Annotated in this window: 19 protein-coding genes; all 19 read left to right on the top strand. The window is 36.5% G+C overall.

Going from position 1 to position 19,345, the window contains the following annotated elements; translation table 11 throughout:
- Positions 1–23 precede the first annotated feature (23 nt).
- The 19 genes from spoIIIAE (at position 24) to U9M49_RS08005 (ending at position 19,304) form a co-directional block, all read left to right on the top strand.
- On the top strand, positions 24–1,250 hold the full coding sequence (spoIIIAE, locus tag U9M49_RS08095) for a stage III sporulation protein AE (protein ID WP_095372606.1): 1,227 nt from the start codon (positions 24–26) through the stop codon (positions 1,248–1,250).
- Between the two features lie 12 nt (positions 1,251–1,262).
- Positions 1,263–1,901 carry a stage III sporulation protein AF gene (spoIIIAF, locus tag U9M49_RS08090; RefSeq protein WP_095372607.1) on the top strand — a complete coding sequence of 213 codons (639 nt, stop codon included), beginning with the start codon at positions 1,263–1,265 and terminating at the stop codon, positions 1,899–1,901.
- Positions 1,894–2,544: a stage III sporulation protein AG gene (gene spoIIIAG, locus U9M49_RS08085; protein WP_095372608.1), complete on the top strand. Its 651-nt coding sequence runs from the start codon at positions 1,894–1,896 to the stop codon at positions 2,542–2,544. The genes spoIIIAF and spoIIIAG overlap by 8 nt, the downstream gene beginning before the upstream one ends.
- 20 nt (positions 2,545–2,564) lie before the next feature.
- Positions 2,565–3,086, top strand: a complete 522-nt coding sequence (locus U9M49_RS08080) for a SpoIIIAH-like family protein (protein WP_095372609.1) — start codon at positions 2,565–2,567, stop codon at positions 3,084–3,086.
- A 401-nt stretch (positions 3,087–3,487) separates the two neighbouring features.
- Positions 3,488–3,994 (top strand): acetyl-CoA carboxylase biotin carboxyl carrier protein, encoded by a 507-nt coding sequence (gene accB, locus U9M49_RS08075; RefSeq protein WP_095372610.1) that lies wholly within the window; start codon positions 3,488–3,490, stop codon positions 3,992–3,994.
- Positions 3,995–4,009: 15 nt separating this feature from the next.
- Entirely contained in the window at positions 4,010–5,365 is a 1,356-nt protein-coding gene (gene accC / locus U9M49_RS08070) for an acetyl-CoA carboxylase biotin carboxylase subunit (RefSeq protein WP_224936012.1), read from the top strand.
- Positions 5,366–5,382: 17 nt separating this feature from the next.
- On the top strand, positions 5,383–5,790 hold the full coding sequence (locus U9M49_RS08065) for an Asp23/Gls24 family envelope stress response protein (RefSeq protein WP_095372612.1): 408 nt from the start codon (positions 5,383–5,385) through the stop codon (positions 5,788–5,790).
- A gap of 305 nt (positions 5,791–6,095) precedes the next feature.
- Positions 6,096–6,494 (top strand): transcription antitermination factor NusB, encoded by a 399-nt coding sequence (gene nusB / locus U9M49_RS08060; RefSeq protein WP_095372613.1) that lies wholly within the window; start codon positions 6,096–6,098, stop codon positions 6,492–6,494.
- A gap of 91 nt (positions 6,495–6,585) precedes the next feature.
- Entirely contained in the window at positions 6,586–7,941 is a 1,356-nt protein-coding gene (xseA, locus tag U9M49_RS08055) for an exodeoxyribonuclease VII large subunit (RefSeq protein WP_322909593.1), read from the top strand.
- Positions 7,941–8,174 (top strand): exodeoxyribonuclease VII small subunit, encoded by a 234-nt coding sequence (locus tag U9M49_RS08050; RefSeq protein ID WP_095372615.1) that lies wholly within the window; start codon positions 7,941–7,943, stop codon positions 8,172–8,174. The genes xseA and U9M49_RS08050 overlap by 1 nt, the downstream gene beginning before the upstream one ends.
- Positions 8,175–8,179: 5 nt before the next feature.
- Complete coding sequence (locus U9M49_RS08045; protein ID WP_095372616.1) at positions 8,180–9,070, top strand: polyprenyl synthetase family protein; 891 nt, start codon at positions 8,180–8,182, stop codon at positions 9,068–9,070.
- Positions 9,071–9,188: 118 nt separating this feature from the next.
- On the top strand, positions 9,189–11,081 hold the full coding sequence (gene dxs, locus U9M49_RS08040) for a 1-deoxy-D-xylulose-5-phosphate synthase (RefSeq protein ID WP_307312939.1): 1,893 nt from the start codon (positions 9,189–9,191) through the stop codon (positions 11,079–11,081).
- Positions 11,082–11,085: 4 nt separating this feature from the next.
- On the top strand, positions 11,086–11,922 hold the full coding sequence (locus tag U9M49_RS08035; protein WP_307313730.1) for a TlyA family RNA methyltransferase: 837 nt from the start codon (positions 11,086–11,088) through the stop codon (positions 11,920–11,922).
- Positions 11,923–12,166: 244 nt separating this feature from the next.
- Positions 12,167–12,616 carry a transcriptional regulator AhrC/ArgR gene (ahrC, locus tag U9M49_RS08030; RefSeq protein WP_095372619.1) on the top strand — a complete coding sequence of 150 codons (450 nt, stop codon included), beginning with the start codon at positions 12,167–12,169 and terminating at the stop codon, positions 12,614–12,616.
- Between the two features lie 17 nt (positions 12,617–12,633).
- The gene (gene recN / locus U9M49_RS08025; protein WP_095372620.1) at positions 12,634–14,322 is read left to right on the top strand and encodes a DNA repair protein RecN; all 1,689 of its coding nucleotides are present in this window, start codon (positions 12,634–12,636) and stop codon (positions 14,320–14,322) included.
- A gap of 113 nt (positions 14,323–14,435) precedes the next feature.
- On the top strand, positions 14,436–15,725 hold the full coding sequence (gene spoIVB / locus U9M49_RS08020) for a SpoIVB peptidase (RefSeq protein WP_095372621.1): 1,290 nt from the start codon (positions 14,436–14,438) through the stop codon (positions 15,723–15,725).
- 327 nt (positions 15,726–16,052) lie between these two features.
- The gene (spo0A, locus tag U9M49_RS08015; protein WP_095372622.1) at positions 16,053–16,847 is read left to right on the top strand and encodes a sporulation transcription factor Spo0A; all 795 of its coding nucleotides are present in this window, start codon (positions 16,053–16,055) and stop codon (positions 16,845–16,847) included.
- A gap of 211 nt (positions 16,848–17,058) precedes the next feature.
- Positions 17,059–18,000 carry a tyrosine-type recombinase/integrase gene (locus U9M49_RS08010; protein ID WP_191811352.1) on the top strand — a complete coding sequence of 314 codons (942 nt, stop codon included), beginning with the start codon at positions 17,059–17,061 and terminating at the stop codon, positions 17,998–18,000.
- A 95-nt stretch (positions 18,001–18,095) separates the two neighbouring features.
- Entirely contained in the window at positions 18,096–19,304 is a 1,209-nt protein-coding gene (locus U9M49_RS08005) for a cytosolic protein (RefSeq protein WP_322909592.1), read from the top strand.
- The last annotated feature ends 41 nt before the right edge of the window (positions 19,305–19,345 follow it).

Here is a 19,345-nt window from a genome sequence, read left to right as displayed (position 1 = left end):
CCCTATATAAAGAGGTGTAAAAGATGAAGCACTATTTATTGAAAACATTGCTGTTTAGTATGTTGTTTATTTTCATGACAAGCCACATTGTACATGCCTCAGATGAAGAGGCAGATAAACCAGATGAATACCGAACTGAAGAAGCTCAAGAAGTTTTTAATCCGGAAGATATTGTAGAGTCACAAATAGATACACTCCATTTGGATGAATTAAAGGGATTCTGGGAAGATATCACCAATGAATATGGAGGTTTTTTGCCGGAAAGTCAAAAGGGCAGCATTTACGATTTTATAAAAGGTGAAAAAGAGTTTTCGTTTGATCAATGGGCATTAGGCATACTTAAATTCGTTTTTCATGAATTTGTTGTAAATGGAAAACTTTTAGGAACCTTAATCTTACTAGCTGTATTTAGCATGTTTCTGCAATCATTGCAAAATGCTTTCGAATCCGGAACAGTAAGTAAAGTCGCTTATGCGATTGTTTTGATGGTATTGGTTATTTTAGCATTGAATAGCTTCCATATCGCGATGGAGTATGCAAGTGATACTGTCCATAAGATGACTTCATTCATTCTAGCGCTCATTCCTTTGCTGCTAGCATTAATTGCCTCCTCAGGTGGACTCATCTCAGCAGCCTTTTTTCATCCAGTTATTCTCTTCTTAATGAATACGAGTGGTGTGTTAATTCAATATGTTGTGTTTCCTTTGCTTTTTTTATCCACGCTACTGCATATCGTCAGTACTTTGTCAGATCAATATAAGGTTACACAATTGGGGAACCTCTTGAGGAATTGGAGTGTGGGCTTACTCGGTATTTTCCTTACTGTGTTTTTGGCTGTGATATCAATCCAAGGAGTTTCTACAGCCATTACAGATGGTGTCACACTAAAAACAGCGAAGTATGTAACAAGTAATTTTATCCCTGTAATCGGGCGAATGTTCACAGACGCAACGGATACGGTAGTGACAGCATCTGTATTATTGAAAAACACTGTCGGAATTGCTGGTGTCGCCATTTTGATGATTATAGTAGCTTTTCCTGCAATCAAAATATTAATGATTGCGTTTATATATAAATTTGCAGCAGCTGTTCTTCAACCTTTAGGCGGAGGGCCGATTATTAAATGTTTAGATATTATCAGTAAAAGTGTCATGTATGTATTTGCAGCATTAGCCATTGTGTCTCTTATGTTTTTTCTTAGTATTACTGTCGTGATCGTAGCTGGAAATCTCACGATGATGGTGAGATAGGGAGGGTCGCTAATGGAATTTTTAAAAGAATGGATTACAACAATTATCATATTTATTTTGCTAGCAACGGTTATTGATATGATTCTTCCAAGTTCAAAGCTACAGAAATACACAAAAATGGTTACGGGCTTATTATTAATAGCGATTATTTTAACTCCTATATTTAAATTTGTTTCTAGTGATTTCGAACAAACGATTATGTCGTTACCATCAATTGAGTCTACTTCTTCAAAAGAAGAAATAGAAAATTCAATAGAAATGCAAAAAAAAGAAATACAAGCCTCCTCTCGTGCATATGCTTTAGAAAACGTAGAAAAAGCCATGAAAGCATCGGCGAATGAGGAGTTGGTAGAAAAGTACGGTTTAGAAATTACAAAGATAGAAATGATTGAAGACGATAGGTCCGAGCTTGAGTTCCCTCAAAACCTTCAAAAGGTCTATGTGCAAGTACAACCAGTAGAAGAAGGGGAACAAGAAGCAGTTGAAGTTGTCCAAAATGTAGAAGTAGACACAGGAAAGCCGATTGAATCAGAAGCAACAACTACTGTCCCAGGTGATATTACTTCTCTTCTGTCTACTAATTGGGAAATCGATGAAAAAGTGATGGAAGTATTTTTAGAAGAAGGGGGGATGGCGAAAAACGATGGGTAAAAAAGGACCAATTACATTACTGAAAGAATGGTTATCAAAAGAAAAAGATGGCGAAAAAAAACCCGGTAAAGTTCAATACTTGATGATCGTTCTCTTATTTGGTGCCGCGATTATGCTAATTAGTAATATATTTTTTAATAATGACACGTCTGATGAAGTCTCTGTCTTTAACTCCGAGAGTGAGCAAACAGAGAAAGAGCAAGAAGTCTTTGGACAATCTAAACCACAATCAGCCAATTCAATTGCTGATTATGAAAAGGCATATGAAGCACAGATTAAAGAAGCGCTTGACACAATAGTTGGAGTGGATGATGTCTCTATTGTTGTAAATGTTGATTCCACAGAGAAAAAAGTATTAGAAAAAAATACAACGAATCAAGGACAAATTACTGATGAGACGGATAGAGAAGGTGGCAAAAGGGTGGTGGAAGATCAATCGAAAGAAGAACAGGTTGTCATCATCCGTGAAGGAGAAAAAGAAGTTCCAATTGTAATAGAAACAAAAAAGCCTGATATAAGAGGCGTTCTCATAGTAGCAAAAGGTGCTGATAATATCCAAGTGAAAACATGGATTGTGGAAGCTGTCTCACGTGTACTAGATGTACCTGCACATAAAGTTTCTGTTTTACCTAAGAAAAAATAATGTTTAAGGGGGATTTAATGATGTTATTAAAAAAGCAAACGGTATGGTTATTAACTATGTTGAGTTTAGTCGTTGTTCTGTCAATTTATTACTTAACTTCTCCAGATGGACAAATGAATCTTGCGGGAAATGACCAAGAAGAAAATGAAAATGCAGAAACCGGTGGTGCGGTAATTTCAGATGTAGCATCTGATGAAGAATTTGCCCAAGAGAGACTTGATCAAATGAACGAAAGAAGTATGGAAAAAGAAAGATTAACAGAAGTCGCAGCTTCGACAGAATTACCTGCAGAGGAAAGAAGTGAAGCGAAGGATCAACTTGATTCACTTAATGAGTTAGCTGCTAAGGAAGAAATGTTAGAGAACTTGATAAAATCAATGAACTACGAAGATGTTCTTGTGAAAGCTGATGGTGCCAATGTAAAAGTGGTTGTTAAGGCGGAAGAACAATCAAAAGCTGAAGCAAACAAGATTATTAGAGAAGTAATGAATGAGTTAGGCACACAAGCTTTGGTAGCAGTAGAATTTCAAGTAAGTAAGTAGTATGAAAACTGAGCGATGAATACAGTCGCTCAGTTTTTTGCATTTATTTATAGGGGAATGATAAAATAATTACAATAGTTAGATAATAGTTTTTGATAAGTGCATAATTTTTGTACGTGTTTGACTGATGAAATATTTTACATAGTTAAATAATCCGAGCCTAGCAAAAATGAAGAACTTCAACTTTCACTTGTTCTCTTAATAAATCAGAAGGAAAGAAAGGGATATAAGTGGTGTATTTAGAGGGAGACTTATTATTTGGATAATATTTACTATTAAAGTTAGTGTTGAACTTTCATTAGGTCTTAGCGTATGATTATAGTAGCTAGTCATAATTATTTTACATAACTAGTATTTCATCTATTAAAGTTGAAGCGTAAATGAAGAACAGGGGTGTAAGAATGCTAAAAGTCCAAGAAATTCGTGAATTGATTAAATTAGTTGATCAATCAAATATTGATGAATTTGTTTATGAACATGAAGGTACAAAAGTAGAAATGAAGAAAAATGTCACTGCTATTCAACCTGCAGCAGTACCAGTTGTTCAACCACAGGCACAGGCTGTAGTAGCGCCTCCTGAACAACCTCAGAAAACAGCAGCAGTCCAAATGGAAGTACAAAAAGTAGAACAAGTAAATGAAAAGAATGAAGATAAAGATACTTCAAATCTGCATCAAGTAGTTTCTCCTATGGTTGGAACTTTTTATCAGTCATCCTCACCAGATGCAGATGCATATGTAAAAGTTGGTTCTAAAATCACCAAAGATTCTATTCTGTGTATTGTTGAAGCAATGAAATTATTCAATGAAATCGAAGCAGAAGTAGATGGAGAAATTGTGGAAATTTTAGTTAAAGATGGTCAATTAGTTGAATACGGGCAACCATTATTTTTAGTGAAGCCTGAGTAAGGAGGGCTTTTGTCGATGATAAAAAAAGTATTAATCGCAAATAGAGGAGAAATCGCTGTACGTATTATTCGTGCATGTCGTGAAATGGGTATTGAAAGTGTAGCTGTCTATTCAGAAGGTGATAAAGAAGCTCTACATGTTCAGCTTGCTGATGAAGCTTATTGTATTGGTCCAGTTTCTTCAAAGGATAGTTACTTAAACTTCACTAGTATCATTAGTGTGGCGAAGTTAACAGATTGCGATGCGATCCATCCAGGTTACGGTTTTCTAGCAGAGAACAGTGACTTTGCAGAATTATGTCGCGAGTGTCATATTACATTCATTGGGCCAACTCCAGAAGCGATTGCCAAGATGGGTACGAAAGATATTGCTCGTGAAACGATGAAGGAAGCAGGCGTACCAATCGTACCTGGTTCAAATGGAATTATTGAAGACATTAGTGAAGCGCTTGAATTGGTGCAAAAAATAGACTATCCTGTTATTATAAAGGCAACTGCTGGCGGTGGCGGTAAAGGAATTCGCGTCGCACGTAATGAAGAAGAGTTAACGAAAGGAATCAACATTACACAGCAGGAAGCATTAACAGCTTTTGGTAATGCAGGTGTATACATTGAAAAATACATTGAAGATTTTAGACATGTAGAAATTCAAGTACTAGCAGATACTTATGGAAATACGATTCACCTTGGAGAGAGAGATTGTTCCATTCAGAGAAGATTGCAAAAACTACTTGAAGAAACGCCTTCTCCAGCCTTAGATGGTGAAACACGTGAAGAAATGGGGAAAGCTGCAGTAAAAGCTGCAGAAGCAGTAAATTATACCGGTGCAGGTACAATCGAGTTTATTTATGATTATCATAACCGTAAGTTTTATTTCATGGAAATGAATACACGTATTCAAGTGGAACATCCAGTAACAGAAATGGTAACAGGCGTTGACTTGATTAAAGAGCAAATTAAAGTTGCTTCTGGTGAACGTTTAGGTATGACCCAACAGGATGTTACTTATAGTGGATGGGCGATGGAATGTCGAATAAATGCAGAGAACCCGGCGAAAAACTTTATGCCATCAGCAGGGAAAATTACGATGTACCTTCCACCAGGTGGTTTAGGTGTTCGTGTTGATTCTGCTGCATATCCTGGATATACGATTCCTCCGTATTATGATTCAATGATTGCAAAAGTGATTACTTATGGTGATACGAGGGAGGAAACAATTGCTAGAATGAAACGAGCACTAAGTGAATTCGTTATTGAAGGTGTTCATACTACAATCCCGTTCCACTTAAGACTTCTTGAGAATGAGAATTTTGTTGCAGGGGAGTTTAATACGAAATTCCTGGAATTGAATGACGTTATGAAATCTGAATAAGAATTGGAGGTTTCAAAATGAGCGATCAAAATATTCTAGAAATGAACCAAGAGGAAACAGGGTTAGGTAAGGTGGAAATTGCACCTGAAGTAATTGAAGTAATTGCAGGAATTGCGGCATCTGAAGTGGAAGGTGTTGCACAAATGCGCGGCAACTTCGCATCAGGTGTAGTTGAAAAATTAGGCAAGAAAAACCATGGAAAAGGTGTAAAAGTCGAATTAGCTGAAGAAGGCATTAAAGTGGATGTCTACTGTTTAATGAAATTTGGCGTATCTATTCCAACTGTTGCACAAAGTATTCAAGATAATATTCGTCAAGCTCTATTAAATATGACAGCGCTTGAAACGAAAGAAATTAATATTCATGTAGTTGGTATTCTTTTTGAAAGCCAAAAACAAGAAGATGAATACGAACAAGAAATATAAAAAGACAAAAAAAGCGACTAGAGACATCGGTGTCTTTAGTCGTCTTTTTTTTGTATTGATATATCCGCTTCATGACTTAAAGGTTTGTTTCAACAAATTTTAGATAAGTCTATTCATATAATAACTATGTTCTCATTATTTAAAGTTCATCAGACTGTAAGGAAAAATAGAGGAAAAATTATTGACTACACTGTGCGAATCATAGTCAGTTATGCTATTATCTTCTTATGTGTTTTTTTATGTGTCGTTAAAGAAATCCACGAGGACATTTATATAATAGATTGAATGACAAAGGAGAAATAAGAATGAAAAGAAGAACAGCAAGAGAAAAAGCATTGCAAGCGCTATTTCAAATCGATTTAAGTGGAACGGAAATGAATGAGGCCATTCATCATGTGTTAGATGAACAGCGAGAGGATGCTTATTTAAACCATCTTGTCAGTGGTGTTCTTCAGCATAAAGCCCAGATTGATGAATTAATATCTAACAATCTGGAGAACTGGAAATTGGATCGTTTGGCAACCGTGGATCGCAATTTACTACGTCTTAGCACTTTTGAATTTGCTTTTAGCGAGGATGATATACCGGTTAATGTTGTTATTAATGAAGCCATTGAGATTGCAAAGATGTATGGAGACGACCAATCGCCAAAGTTTATAAATAGTGTATTATCAAAAATAAAAGATAATTATAGTGAGAATTAAGAGCATCTATTTTATGCGATTACATCATTTGAATCCGCTGCTTAAACTTTCCTATTACAATTAATTCGTTGTAATAAAGAAGGAGATAAGAATGGAAGAAAAGAGATATTTAACAGTTTACGCATTAACAAAATATATAAAGCGGAAATTTGATAGAGATCCACATTTACAACAAGTAATGGTCAAAGGTGAAATCTCAAATTTCAAGCGCCATTCGAGTGGTCATATGTATTTTACATTAAAAGATGAGAAATCAAGAGTTCTTGCAGTGATGTTTTCAAGATACAATCAAACGATGAAATTTGTCCCTAAGAATGGGATGAATGTTCTTATTACCGGTGATTTGTCCTTATATGAAGCAAGTGGACAATATCAAATATATGTGAAAGAAATGACCCCTGATGGTATTGGTGACCTTTATCTAGCCTATGAACAGTTAAAACAGAAACTTGAAAAGGAAGGGTTGTTCTCAGAGAAATATAAGCAACCGATTCCTAAGTATCCGAAAGCGATCGGGCTGATTACTTCACCAACTGGTGCAGCAATCAGAGATATGATTACAACATTGAAACGCCGATATCCTGCTGTTCCTATTTATATTTACCCAGCACTTGTACAAGGAAAAGGGGCCGCACCTTCCATCACTCAACAAATCAATCGAGCGAATGAAAGGAAAGAGGTTGATGTGTTAATTGTTGGTAGAGGTGGAGGTTCAATTGAAGAGTTATGGGCATTTAATGAAGAAGAAGTGATTAGAGGTATATTTGCTTCATCTATCCCAATTATATCAGCGGTTGGTCACGAGACGGATTTTACGATTGCAGACTTTGTCGCAGATTTAAGGGCACCGACCCCGACCGGTGCTGCTGAGCTTTCAGTGCCTCATATAGATGACCTAAGTGAACGGATCCATAACCAACAAGCACGGATGATCCGAGCAACGAGGGAGAGGTTAACAAGGCAGTTTGAACGTCTTCATAGAGTGGAGAAATCTTATGCTTTTCGATACCCCCAAAAACTTTATGAGCAAAAATTAGAACAAGTTGATCGTACGAAAGAACAATTAATTAAAAGTACAATACGTTTATTAAAATATAAGCAGGAACAAGTCGATCAGCAACGAAAACGCTTGCTAAGAACACCACCACACTCATTAGCCATAGAAAGCAGAAAGCTATATATAGATATGAATAAACGGTTAAGGCGTTCCATGAATGTCATGAATGAGCGAAAGCAAAGGGAATTCTCACATCTTATATCAAAATTAGAGACGTTAAGTCCTTTAAAGATTATGGACCGTGGTTATAGTTTACTGTATTCGGAAAAAGAAGAACTCATCAAATCTATTCATCAAGTTAAACAAAATGACGAAATAAAAGTAAAGGTAAAAGATGGAACGATCTTAGCTGAAGTAAAGAATATAATCGATAATCGAGGTGAAAAGTAATGGCTAAAGAGAAAACACCTACTTTCGAAGAAGCAATGGAGCAGCTTGAGCAAATCGTAGAAAAGTTAGAGGAAGGGGATGTCCCTCTAGAAGAGGCTATTTCCATTTATAAAAATGGGATGGAACTTTCCAAGCTTTGTCACGATAAACTAAAAAATGTAGAAGAACAATTAACAGAAATGATTACTGATGATGGAAAAAAACAGCCGTTTGTTATACATGAGGAGGAGTAGGGAGAATGGGTGAGTCACTACAAGCTTTTTCACAACATCATAAAACACTACTGGAAGAGAAAATGGCATCCTTTGTAGAGAGATTAGAATCTCCAGCTGTGCTAAAAGAAGCAATGCAATATTCTTTATCGGCTGGAGGTAAACGCATCAGACCTTTATTGCTCTTCGCTACTTTAGCTGCTTATGGACAAGAAACAATTAAAGGGCTTAACAGTGCATGCGCACTTGAAATGGTGCACACATACTCTCTTATTCACGATGACCTTCCTAGTATGGATGATGATGATTTAAGAAGAGGAAAGCCGACAAACCATAAAGTGTATGGGGAAGCCAATGCAATCTTAGCAGGGGACGCGCTTTTAACTTTTAGCTTTCAATTAATTGCAGAAACGGATGAAGCATTTGCTTCTCCTGAAGCTAAATTAGCTTTAATTAAAGAATTTGCTCAATCAGCAGGAGCAGAAGGCATGGTTGGTGGCCAAGTTGCTGATATGTTGGGTGAAAAGAAAACACTTACACTTCCTGAATTAGAATACATTCATGTACATAAAACAGGAAAGTTACTAAGTTTTGGTGTCATGGCTGGTGCCATTTTAGCTGGTGCCTCAGATAAGGAAAAGCAGCTTTTACTTGAATTTTCCACACATTTAGGTCTAGCCTTCCAAATAAGAGATGACATTTTAGATTTAGAAGGTTCTGAGGAACTAATTGGTAAGCCGGTAGGTAGTGATGAAGTCAATGCGAAAAGTACTTATCCAAGCATATTAACAATGAATGGTGCAAAAGCAGCTCTTGATGAGCATACACAGTTAGCGAAAGAAAAATTAGCAAAAACAGGTTTGAATACTTATTACTTGGAAAAAATTACAGATATGCTAGCTGAAAGAAACCATTAAAAGGGATAACATTTGGCTTATTTTTATTTTTGCTGTAATCTAGTACTAATCATGAAAAGGAAATGAGAAGAAGTATACTCAATTTATGAATAAGTAATGAAAGTGAGTGATCCGTCTTATGGATCTGTTATCAATTAAAGACCCCAGCTTTTTAAAGAAGCTCTCTAATGAGGAATTAGAGAATCTAGCCTCGGAAATTAGACATTTTTTGATTGAAAAATTGTCAGTTACTGGTGGCCATATTGGGCCTAATCTAGGTGTTGTTGAATTGACCATTGCTCTGCATAAAGCGTTTGATAGCCCAACAGATAAAATTTTATGGGATGTTGGGCATCAGTCATATGTTCACAAAATCCTTACTGGTAGAGCTAGCCAATTCGATACGTTAAGAAAGTATAAAGGATTATGCGGGTTTCCTAAAATGATCGAAAGTCCTCATGATGTATGGGAAACAGGCCATAGCTCCACCTCTTTATCAGGTGCTATGGGAATGGTCATTGCAAGAGATATTAAAAAAGAAAATAGCCATGTGATACCAGTAATAGGGGACGGTGCCTTGACTGGTGGAATGGCATTAGAAGCGCTCAACCATATTGGTCACGAGCAGAAAAACATGATTGTTGTTTTGAATGATAATGAAATGTCAATTGCTCCTAATGTTGGCGCCCTTCATAATGTTTTAGGTCGTCTTAGAACTGCGGGGAAATACCAATGGGCAAAAGATGAGTTAGAAGCTTTTCTGAAAAAGATCCCAGCTGTCGGTGGTAAAATTGCTTCAACAGCTGAAAGATTAAAAGATAGCTTAAAGTATTTACTTGTTTCAGGCGTGTTTTTTGAGGAACTCGGCTTTACTTATCTTGGACCAATTGATGGTCATAATTATGAAGAATTATTTGAGAACATTAATTATGCCAAGAAAACTGAAGGTCCAGTTCTCTTACATGTAATTACGAAAAAAGGAAAGGGTTTTGAACCTGCAGAACGTGATACAGTTGGTACTTGGCATGGAACAGGCCCTTATAAAACGGAAACAGGTGACTTCCTGAAACCTGTTAATACTGCACCGGCATGGAGTAAGTTAGTTAGTGAAACAGTCAGAGAATTGGCAAGAGAAGATGAACGAATTGTTGCCATTACGCCTGCGATGCCTGTGGGATCTAAGTTAGAAGGTTTTGCAAGTGAATTTCCCGATCGCATGTTTGATGTAGGAATAGCGGAACAACATGCGGCTACAGTAGCGGCAGGTCTTGCTACACAAGGAATGAAGCCATTTTTAGCAATTTATTCGACATTTTTACAAAGAGCGTATGATCAAGTGGTCCACGATATTGCTAGGCAAAACCTAAATGTTTTTATTGGGATCGATCGTGCTGGGTTAGTAGGTGCTGATGGAGAAACGCACCAAGGTGTTTTCGATATTGCCTTTTTAAGACATTTACCAAATATGGTACTGATGATGCCAAAAGATGAAAATGAAGGTCGTCATATGACATATACCGCTATTCAATACAATGATGGTCCAATTGCAATGAGGTTTCCAAGAGGAAATGGACTTGGAGTTGAGATTGATGAGAAGATGACGGCACTTCCAATTGGTTCATGGGAAGTGTTAAAAGAAGGTAAAGACGCAGCTATTTTAACATTTGGAACAACCATTCCAATGGCTATGGAAGCGGCAGCTCTTCTTGAAGCGAAAGGCTATTCAGTAAAAGTTGTTAATGCCCGTTTTATTAAACCATTAGATGAGACAATGTTACATGATATTTTAAGTATGAACATGCCTATTTTGACAGTTGAAGAAGCCGTCTTACAAGGTGGATTTGGTAGCGCCGTGTTAGAATTTGCTCATGATCATCATTACCATCATGCGAAAGTGGATAGACTTGGTATCCCGGATCATTTTATTGAACATGGTAGTGTCGACAAACTCTTAGAAGAGATAAATTTAACATCTGAAGAAATTGTAAAGCGCATGAGTAGATTAGCTGAAAAAAAACAAAAGAGGGCATGAAGCGATAATGAGTAAAAAGGAACGAGTGGATGTTCTTCTTGTAGAACGAGGCTTGGCAGAAACAAGAGAGAAAGCAAAAAGAGCGGTAATGGCAGGCATCGTCTATAGTAATGAAATGAGGCTAGATAAACCTGGAGAAAAGGTAAAGAGTGATATTCCATTACAAATCAAAGGGAAAGCAATGCCTTACGTAAGTAGAGGTGGCTTAAAGCTCGAAAAAGCATTAGAGGTATTTGATTTAACCGTTGAAGATAAAATTCTATTAGATATTGGGGCATCAACAGGGGGCTTTACAGATTGTGCATTGCAAAATGGGGCACAAATGTCTTATGCCCTAGATGTTGGATATAATCAGTTAGCCTGGAAGCTAAGACAGGATGAACGTGTGGTTGTAATGGAGCGGACTAATTTTCGCTATGTTACACCTGCTGATTTAGTCGGTCAAATGCCAAATTTAGCTTCCATTGATGTCTCATTTATATCTTTACAACTAATTCTTCCTGTTTTGCGAACATTACTCGTACCTGGTAGCGACGTGATCGCATTAATCAAGCCTCAATTTGAAGCAGGAAGAGAACAAGTTGGGAAGAAGGGAATTGTTCGTGATTCGTCAGTACATGAACAAGTAATTGATAAAATTCTAACCTTCGCTCAAACGGAAGGATATCATATTAAAGGCTTATCCTATTCTCCGATTACAGGTGGAGATGGTAATATTGAATTCCTCGCTCATTTGCAGTGGCCACATGGTTCAGAGGAAGTGCATGCTACCAATGATTTTGATATCCAATCAGTAGTAGAAGAAGCCCACAAGCAATTAAAAGCAAAACTGAAAGAATGAACACAGACTAAAGTGAGCAGGCTAGGGGAGCATTTTCCAGCCTGTTCTTTTGTGTCAGGCATCATAACGGATATAAATGAGATTTGAAATTCTCTTATGAAACAATCTTTTTTACCAAAAAAACACAAATTATGCAGAATAAATTGTACAATATAGAGAAAATCAGCTAACATATGAATTAAAAGATAATAAGAATCGTGTTGCTGATTTCAGGCAGCGCTTTGTATTCATAGAGGTGAAAAGAATGAATAAAGGACAACGACATATTAAGATTAGGGATTTAATTACGAACAATGATATTGAAACCCAAGATGAACTAGTAGAAGAGTTAAGAAATGCTGGGTTTAACGTCACACAAGCAACGGTTTCAAGAGATATTAAAGAACTACATTTAGTGAAAGTTCCCCTTTTGGATGGAAGATATAAGTACAGTTTACCAGCTGATCAACGCTTTAACCCTTTACAAAAATTAAAGCGTAACTTAATGGATGCATTTGTTCGTCTAGATTCTGCCGGTCATTTACTTGTGATGAAAGTTTTGCCAGGGAATGCAATGGCGATTGGTGTATTGATGGATAACCTAGATTGGGATGAAATATTAGGAACAATTTGTGGCGACGATACTTGCTTAATTATCTGTCGAACACCTGAAGAAGCTGAAGTGATTTCCAAAAGATTTTTAGAAATGCTATAAGCTGGGGTGAAATGTCAGTGTTAAATGAAATATCAATTAGAAACTTTGCTATTATCGAATCAATCACAATTGCCTTTAATAAAGGTCTAACTGTGCTTTCAGGAGAAACAGGAGCAGGAAAATCAATTATTATTGACGCCGTTCACCTGCTTGTTGGTGGCAGGGGTTCTTCAGAGTATGTAAGACATGGTGAAGAGAAAGCTGAGATAGAGGGTTTATTCATATTAGATGATGAACAACATCCGTGTTACAAACGGGCGCAAGAATTTGGTATAGATATCGATGAAGGAATGTTGATTCTGAGACGAGATATATCTAAATCAGGTAAAAGTGTCTGTCGAATAAATGGAAAACTTGTAACCATTTCTATTCTTCGAGAAATTGGTAGTACTCTAATTGACATACATGGTCAACATGAACACCAAGAATTAATGAATGAAAGTTTGCATTTGCCTTTATTAGATCAATTTGGTGGTACCAAAATCGCTAAAAGCAGACAAGAATACGAAGAGGTCTATAGAGAATACGAGCAAACAATGAAAAGAATCAAGACATTAACAGAAAATGAACAGCAAATGGCTCATCGCCTGGATCTTATTCAATTTCAATATGAAGAAATAACAAACGCCAATTTAAAATTGAATGAAGATGATGCACTTTTAGAAGAGCGAAACCGCTTACTTAATTTTGAGAAGATGTATGAAGGCGTAAAAATTAGCTATAATGCCTTGCAAGGAGAACAAAAAGGGCTTGATTGGATTAGTTTAGCTATGAATCACCTTCAACAATCGGCAGAAGTTGATGAAGAGTTAGTTGAGTTGCAAGAAGTTGTTGCCAACAGTTTTTATCAATTAGAGGACACGGTAGCTATTTTAAGGAGTAAATTAGATTTTATGGAATTTGATCCTGTTCGATTGAATGAAATTGAAGAGCGATTAAATGAAATCAATATGCTCAAACGAAAATATGGACCATCAATAGAGGAAATATTGGAATATGTTGCAAAGATTGAGGAAGAAATTGAAACATTAACCAACAAAGAAACTCATATCGAACACTTGCTCAAGCAGGCTAAAGAATTACAAGCTGATTTACTTGTCGAAGGAAAGGAATTGAGTGAATTAAGAAGAAATGCTGCGGAACGATTAACAAAAATGATTCATCGTGAATTAAAAGCACTTTATATGGAAAAGACTGTATTTGAGGTCCATTTTATTACGGATAAAGAAAGCTTTCATAAAAAAGGTATTGATACAGTCGAATTTTACTTATCCACTAACCCAGGAGAACCGTTAAAACCATTATCAAAAATTGCATCAGGTGGTGAACTATCCCGAATTATGCTTGCTTTAAAGAGTATCTTTTCTAAACATCAAGGGGTAACATCTATTATTTTTGATGAAGTTGATACAGGGGTAAGCGGAAGAGTCGCACAAGCTATAGCCGAAAAAATTCATCAAGTAGCGATTGATTCGCAAGTTCTTTGCATTTCCCATTTGCCACAAGTAGCTGCAATGGCAGATACGCATTTATTTATTTCTAAAACACTCAAAGCTGGCCGTACAAAAACAACGGTAAAGCCGTTGGATGACGAGGAAAAGATTAAAGAAATTGGTCGTATGATCTCTGGTGTGGAAATGACTGAACTGACAAGGGAGCATGCGAAGGAATTACTGAGCCTTGCCAAAAATGTAAAAATACCATGAAAAGCTATCCAATGGAGGGTAGCTTTTTTTATTAAGTTGCCAGTTATAATTGCTCTTGAAGCAGGCAAAATTATATATGTAGCCATGAAACAAGAAGCGAGGAGAGTGTTGAAATGACAAGAGATATATTGAGAAAAATAATTGGTGGAATTCTCCTTGTTTCAATCATATGTATAGGATTTTCTAAACCGTTTCAAGAGTATATTCACATTCCTATAAACCTTACCGTATTTGAGGGTGAACAAGTACGATATAATATGGCGGAAACAGTAAATGCAACAACACAAGCACCCGATGGACAATTGGCGGTTGTTCAGGATAAAGAAGTCATTACACTCTCTGCTAATGAACCAGGCAAGAATGAAATGTTTCTTGATTTGGCTGGTTTTCCGATAAAAAAAGTAGATGTGGAAGTTTTAAAGGACTTTAAAGTTATACCGGGTGGGCAATCAATAGGTGTAAAATTGAATACAGTTGGCGTATTGGTGGTCGGACATCACCAAATTAATACAATAAATGGAAAGATGTCACCGGGAGATTTAGCAGGTATTAAAATAGGTGATATTATTACAGAAATAAACGGAACAAAAATTGAAAAAATGTCTGATGTTGCTCCATTTGTACAAGCAGCAGGAGATAGTGGTAAACCCCTAAAAATATCAGTTACTCGTGATGAAGGGAAATTTGAGACAGAATTATTACCATTGAAAGATAAAAATGAACCAAACTTTAAGCTTGGATTATATATACGTGATTCAGCGGCTGGAATAGGCACAATGACTTTTTATCATCCACAATCAAAAAAATATGGTGCTCTTGGTCATGTTATTTCTGATATGGATACAAAAAGGCCAATTGTCGTTGATGATGGTCAAATACTACGGTCGACTGTTACTTCCATTGAAAAGGGGAGTAATGGGAATCCAGGAGAAAAATTAGCACGCTTTAAAGATGAAAAAGAAGTTATAGGCAACATTGATCGAAATAGCCCATTTGGCATTTTTGGAAGGCTTAATCGTGGATTGGCTAACGGGCTAATGGATAAACCAATGCCAATTGCTCTTTCACATCAAGTAAAGGAAGGACCAGCAAAAATTCTAACAGTCGTTGAAAATGATAAAGTTCAACTGTTTGATATCGAAATTGTTAGTACGATCCCGCAAAAATTTCCTGCTACAAAAGGAATGGTCATCAAGGTCACTGACGATGAATTGCTCGAAAAAACAGGGGGTATTGTCCAGGGTATGAGTGGCAGCCCGATTATTCAAAAGGGCAAGGTTATAGGAGCGGTAACACATGTTTTTGTGAATGACCCGACCAGTGGTTATGGTGTGCATATTGAATGGATGTTAAATGAAGCGGGCATTAATATTTACGAAAACCATGAAGAGCGAGCATCTTAAACAAAAAAGCGGTTTTGCCCGCTTTTTTGTTTGTTTAGATATATAAGGTGAATGTGGATTTAAATCATTCAATTTGAAAAAGCATGACTAACATATATATGTTAAAATAAGCAAAGAAACAAAGATTTTTCGACAAAGAAGAAGAAAGATATCGATTATAGTCGAAAAATAGAGGAAAACAAAGAAAACTTAAGATTTTATTAGTTTTTTAAAGAAAAATAAAATTTGGTAAAGGATTTTTATCCCCTTTGTCGAAATTGTCACTTAGCAAATAGAGACAAAAAAATAGAAAATAGATTCAACTATGGGTTGAGGAGGAAAAAATTAGTGAAAAAAATCAAAGTATGTGTAGTTGATGACAATCGAGAGCTAGTAGCTTTACTTGAAGAGTATATTTCTTCTCAAGAAGATATGGAAATAGTCGGAGTGGCGCATAATGGACAAGACTGTTTAAATATTCTTGATGAAATCGAAACAGATGTGCTTGTATTAGACATCATTATGCCGCATCTTGATGGACTTGCAGTTCTCGAAAAGATGAGAGAACTTAACTTAAAAACTCTTCCTAGCGTTATTATGTTAACTGCTTTTGGTCAAGAAGACGTGACAAAGAAAGCTGTTGATCTTGGTGCATCTTATTTTATATTGAAACCTTTTGACATGGATAATTTGGCTAGTCATATCCGCCAAGTGAGCGGAAAATCAAGTCCGATGATTCGTAAATCACCTTCTACAACCAATTACCGTTCACAAGCAGAGCCAAAACCCAAAAATCTCGATGCAAGTATTACAAGTATCATACATGAAATTGGTGTGCCTGCTCATATAAAGGGTTACTTATATTTAAGAGAGGCGATTTCAATGGTATATAATGATATTGAGTTACTTGGCTCGATTACAAAAGTTCTGTATCCTGACATTGCCAAAAAGTATAATACAACAGCTAGTAGAGTGGAAAGGGCAATTCGTCATGCAATTGAAGTGGCATGGAGCAGAGGAAATATTGACTCTATCTCTTCTTTATTTGGCTATACAGTCAGCATGACAAAGGCCAAGCCAACAAACTCAGAATTCATTGCAATGGTTGCCGATAAGTTAAGGCTGGAACACAAAGCAAGTTGAAAAAGCTAGGCGGACTGGTAGCACTGGGTTTTACATACTTTTTCACTAAAGTATCTCAAGTGTGTATTGGCCGATAAACTTCTTTTCTGACCTAAGAATAATTCGTTTGTTTACCGTAAGACATCATTTTTTATTGGTATGTAAATTTACCAGTAAAGGATGGTGTCTTTTTTTGTTGTTATCAGATTTAGAACTGCAAGTTGATAATTTTATGCTGTATTGCACCAGTAAAAACCTGTCACAGAAGACCTTACGCAGTTACGAACAAACTTTAAGGCTGTTTGCACTTTATATGACGGAAAAATTTGAGATCAATGAAGTGGAAAAAATTAAATCAGCCCATATAAGGCATTACATAAAGTACCTGCGAGAACGCGGTAAATACACTGTAGTGACTGATAGTGCTTCAGCAATGGTAAACCACCCTGATAGTAGAACTGATTTTAACAAGCCTGTCAGCGATACTACAGTGGCAAATTACTTGAGAAATATCAAAGTGTTTTTTAACTACCTGTATAACATTGAACGAGAAATTAAGGTAAATCCAGTTGAAAATATCGAAAACATTAAACCCGTTCGGAAGCAAAAGGCATTGTTAAGCAGTGAAGATATTGTAAAAGTGTTACGTCAGTTTGACATAACAACCTTCCACGGGTATCGAAATTGGCTTATTACACGCTTGTTACTGGATACAGGCATGCGTATCAGCGAATGCCTGTCACTCAAACCTGAAAATCTCGACTTTAAAAACAAGGCTATATTAATTGAAAATCCAAAGAACCGACAACAAAGGTACGTGTACTTTTCATATAGAATGTCCACTGATTTAAAACGTTGGCTACAGTATCATGACAGATTTTCAAGTAGTGAATTTGTATTTCCGACTACACGTGGAACTGAACTGGAAGTAAGAAATTTTGAGAAAACCCTAAGGGAAGCAGGTAAAAAAGTAGACGTATCTATTCATCCCCACCAGCTAAGGAATAACTTTGCAAAGTATTATCTGCTTAATGGCGGTGATTGGGTTAGTTTATCTCGAATCCTTGGACATTCTAGCGTGGAAGTGACACAGAAAGCTTATCTTGATTTTACTGATAAAGAGATTGGACAGAAATATCAGAAGCATTCACCGTTGAACAGTCTGAAGATATAGGGGAATGACTTAAAGGAACAGAACGATAGGCTTACTCCACTAAATAGTATAGACGTTTAAATGAACTACAAGAAAAAAGCCACCTATTGGGGTAGGTGGCTAACGCTTTAACAATAAAATCAAAAAAATATACTGCAATCCGTACATTAAAATATACCGCAAACTGTATATTTACCTTTATTCTACTGAAAAAAACAGAAAAAGTAAAGGGCTTCTTCAGTGATGCCAATTTTAATAAAGGTTTGTACGGTTCTGCTGATAATACTTGGGGGAAACTTGGCATGGAATCAGCTAGTGCAATAATCACTGCATATAATTATGATATACAGAAATACATGGAAGGACAGCGTCTTTCAACAAAAGTAAAGAACTCGTTGTTAGATCAGTTAAAAGATATGCTTAATAAAGCAGGGGAAAGTTTTTATAAACTGTTTCCACGAAACACTAAGCGTACTGAGGTATTGGACAGCATCATGTATTTATTGAGTGGGAATGGTATCTGTAAAATTGAAAGTAAAACCCTGGCAAATAAAGTAGGCTGTTCTGTGAGGACAGTTTATACAGCTGTGCGTCATTTAAAAGAAAGTGGACTGGTTCTAGTCGCTGGGCTGGCAGACGGACAGAATAAGTATGTGTTTGTGTTGAAATCACATCCTGACTTTAAGAAGATAATGCAGGAAGTGTTCTATATTGACGATTTATCAGAAATAGAAACTGGTGAAAATGTCCCCGCTGCGGTTTCTTCTGTAGACCAAAATGCAGAACCAATTGCAGAACAGGTTGCAGGTCATATTGCAGAACTAGGAAACGCTGAAACCGTTGGTATACAAGGGGTTGAAGGTACAAATCCAAGTTTTAACCTTATTAGCCTGAATATAAATAAACAAGAAAATAAAATATATATACAGAATGCCATAGAAAACGAACTGGCAGAAACTACTGACCACCAAAAAGAATTAGAACAGATTAATACATATTATGTTAATGACCTACAGCATAAACTTTTTAATGAACTGAAGTATGGCCAGTATCACCAGCAATTAAAGGACAGTGCTTCCATCATAGGTTTACGTGTGGGGTCTAACTGTAAACGTACGCATTACATAACGGCATTACAAGCTGTAATCAAAATTAATAAGTTCTTATTAGCTGATGGAACTGTAAGAGAAAGCATACCTGCAATGTTCACTCGTATCTACCGGGATATTAAACGTGTGCGTGAAGTTAAGAAGCAGAAACCGAGGGTAAGAGAACCTGAAGAACGTACTCGAACACTTCCGTTCTATAACTGGCTAGACGAATAACCTGGTACATAAAAAAGAGAACTACTGACGCAATTCCCAGT

This window comes from Cytobacillus sp. OWB-43, from assembly GCF_034651445.1.
Taxonomy (GTDB): domain Bacteria; phylum Bacillota; class Bacilli; order Bacillales; family Cytobacillaceae; genus Cytobacillus; species Cytobacillus kochii.
Note: the sequence above shows the minus strand (reverse complement) of the source record. Positions and strands in the feature narration are given on the sequence as shown.

Excerpts from the sequence above, each read along its gene's own strand:
- U9M49_RS08045 (WP_095372616.1), top strand. The coding sequence starts at position 8,180 with ATGGGTGAGTCACTACAAGCTTTTTCACAACATCATAAAACACTACTG.
- accC (WP_224936012.1), top strand. The coding sequence starts at position 4,010 with ATGATAAAAAAAGTATTAATCGCAAATAGAGGAGAAATCGCTGTACGT.
- xseA (WP_322909593.1), top strand. The coding sequence starts at position 6,586 with ATGGAAGAAAAGAGATATTTAACAGTTTACGCATTAACAAAATATATA.
- U9M49_RS08080 (WP_095372609.1), top strand. The coding sequence starts at position 2,565 with ATGTTATTAAAAAAGCAAACGGTATGGTTATTAACTATGTTGAGTTTA.
- ahrC (WP_095372619.1), top strand. The coding sequence starts at position 12,167 with ATGAATAAAGGACAACGACATATTAAGATTAGGGATTTAATTACGAAC.
- accB (WP_095372610.1), top strand. The coding sequence starts at position 3,488 with ATGCTAAAAGTCCAAGAAATTCGTGAATTGATTAAATTAGTTGATCAA.
- spoIVB (WP_095372621.1), top strand. The coding sequence starts at position 14,436 with ATGACAAGAGATATATTGAGAAAAATAATTGGTGGAATTCTCCTTGTT.
- U9M49_RS08010 (WP_191811352.1), top strand. The coding sequence starts at position 17,059 with ATGCTGTATTGCACCAGTAAAAACCTGTCACAGAAGACCTTACGCAGT.
- nusB (WP_095372613.1), top strand. The coding sequence starts at position 6,096 with ATGAAAAGAAGAACAGCAAGAGAAAAAGCATTGCAAGCGCTATTTCAA.
- dxs (WP_307312939.1), top strand. The coding sequence starts at position 9,189 with ATGGATCTGTTATCAATTAAAGACCCCAGCTTTTTAAAGAAGCTCTCT.
- spoIIIAF (WP_095372607.1), top strand. The coding sequence starts at position 1,263 with ATGGAATTTTTAAAAGAATGGATTACAACAATTATCATATTTATTTTG.
- U9M49_RS08065 (WP_095372612.1), top strand. The coding sequence starts at position 5,383 with ATGAGCGATCAAAATATTCTAGAAATGAACCAAGAGGAAACAGGGTTA.
- spoIIIAE (WP_095372606.1), top strand. The coding sequence starts at position 24 with ATGAAGCACTATTTATTGAAAACATTGCTGTTTAGTATGTTGTTTATT.
- U9M49_RS08050 (WP_095372615.1), top strand. The coding sequence starts at position 7,941 with ATGGCTAAAGAGAAAACACCTACTTTCGAAGAAGCAATGGAGCAGCTT.
- spoIIIAG (WP_095372608.1), top strand. The coding sequence starts at position 1,894 with ATGGGTAAAAAAGGACCAATTACATTACTGAAAGAATGGTTATCAAAA.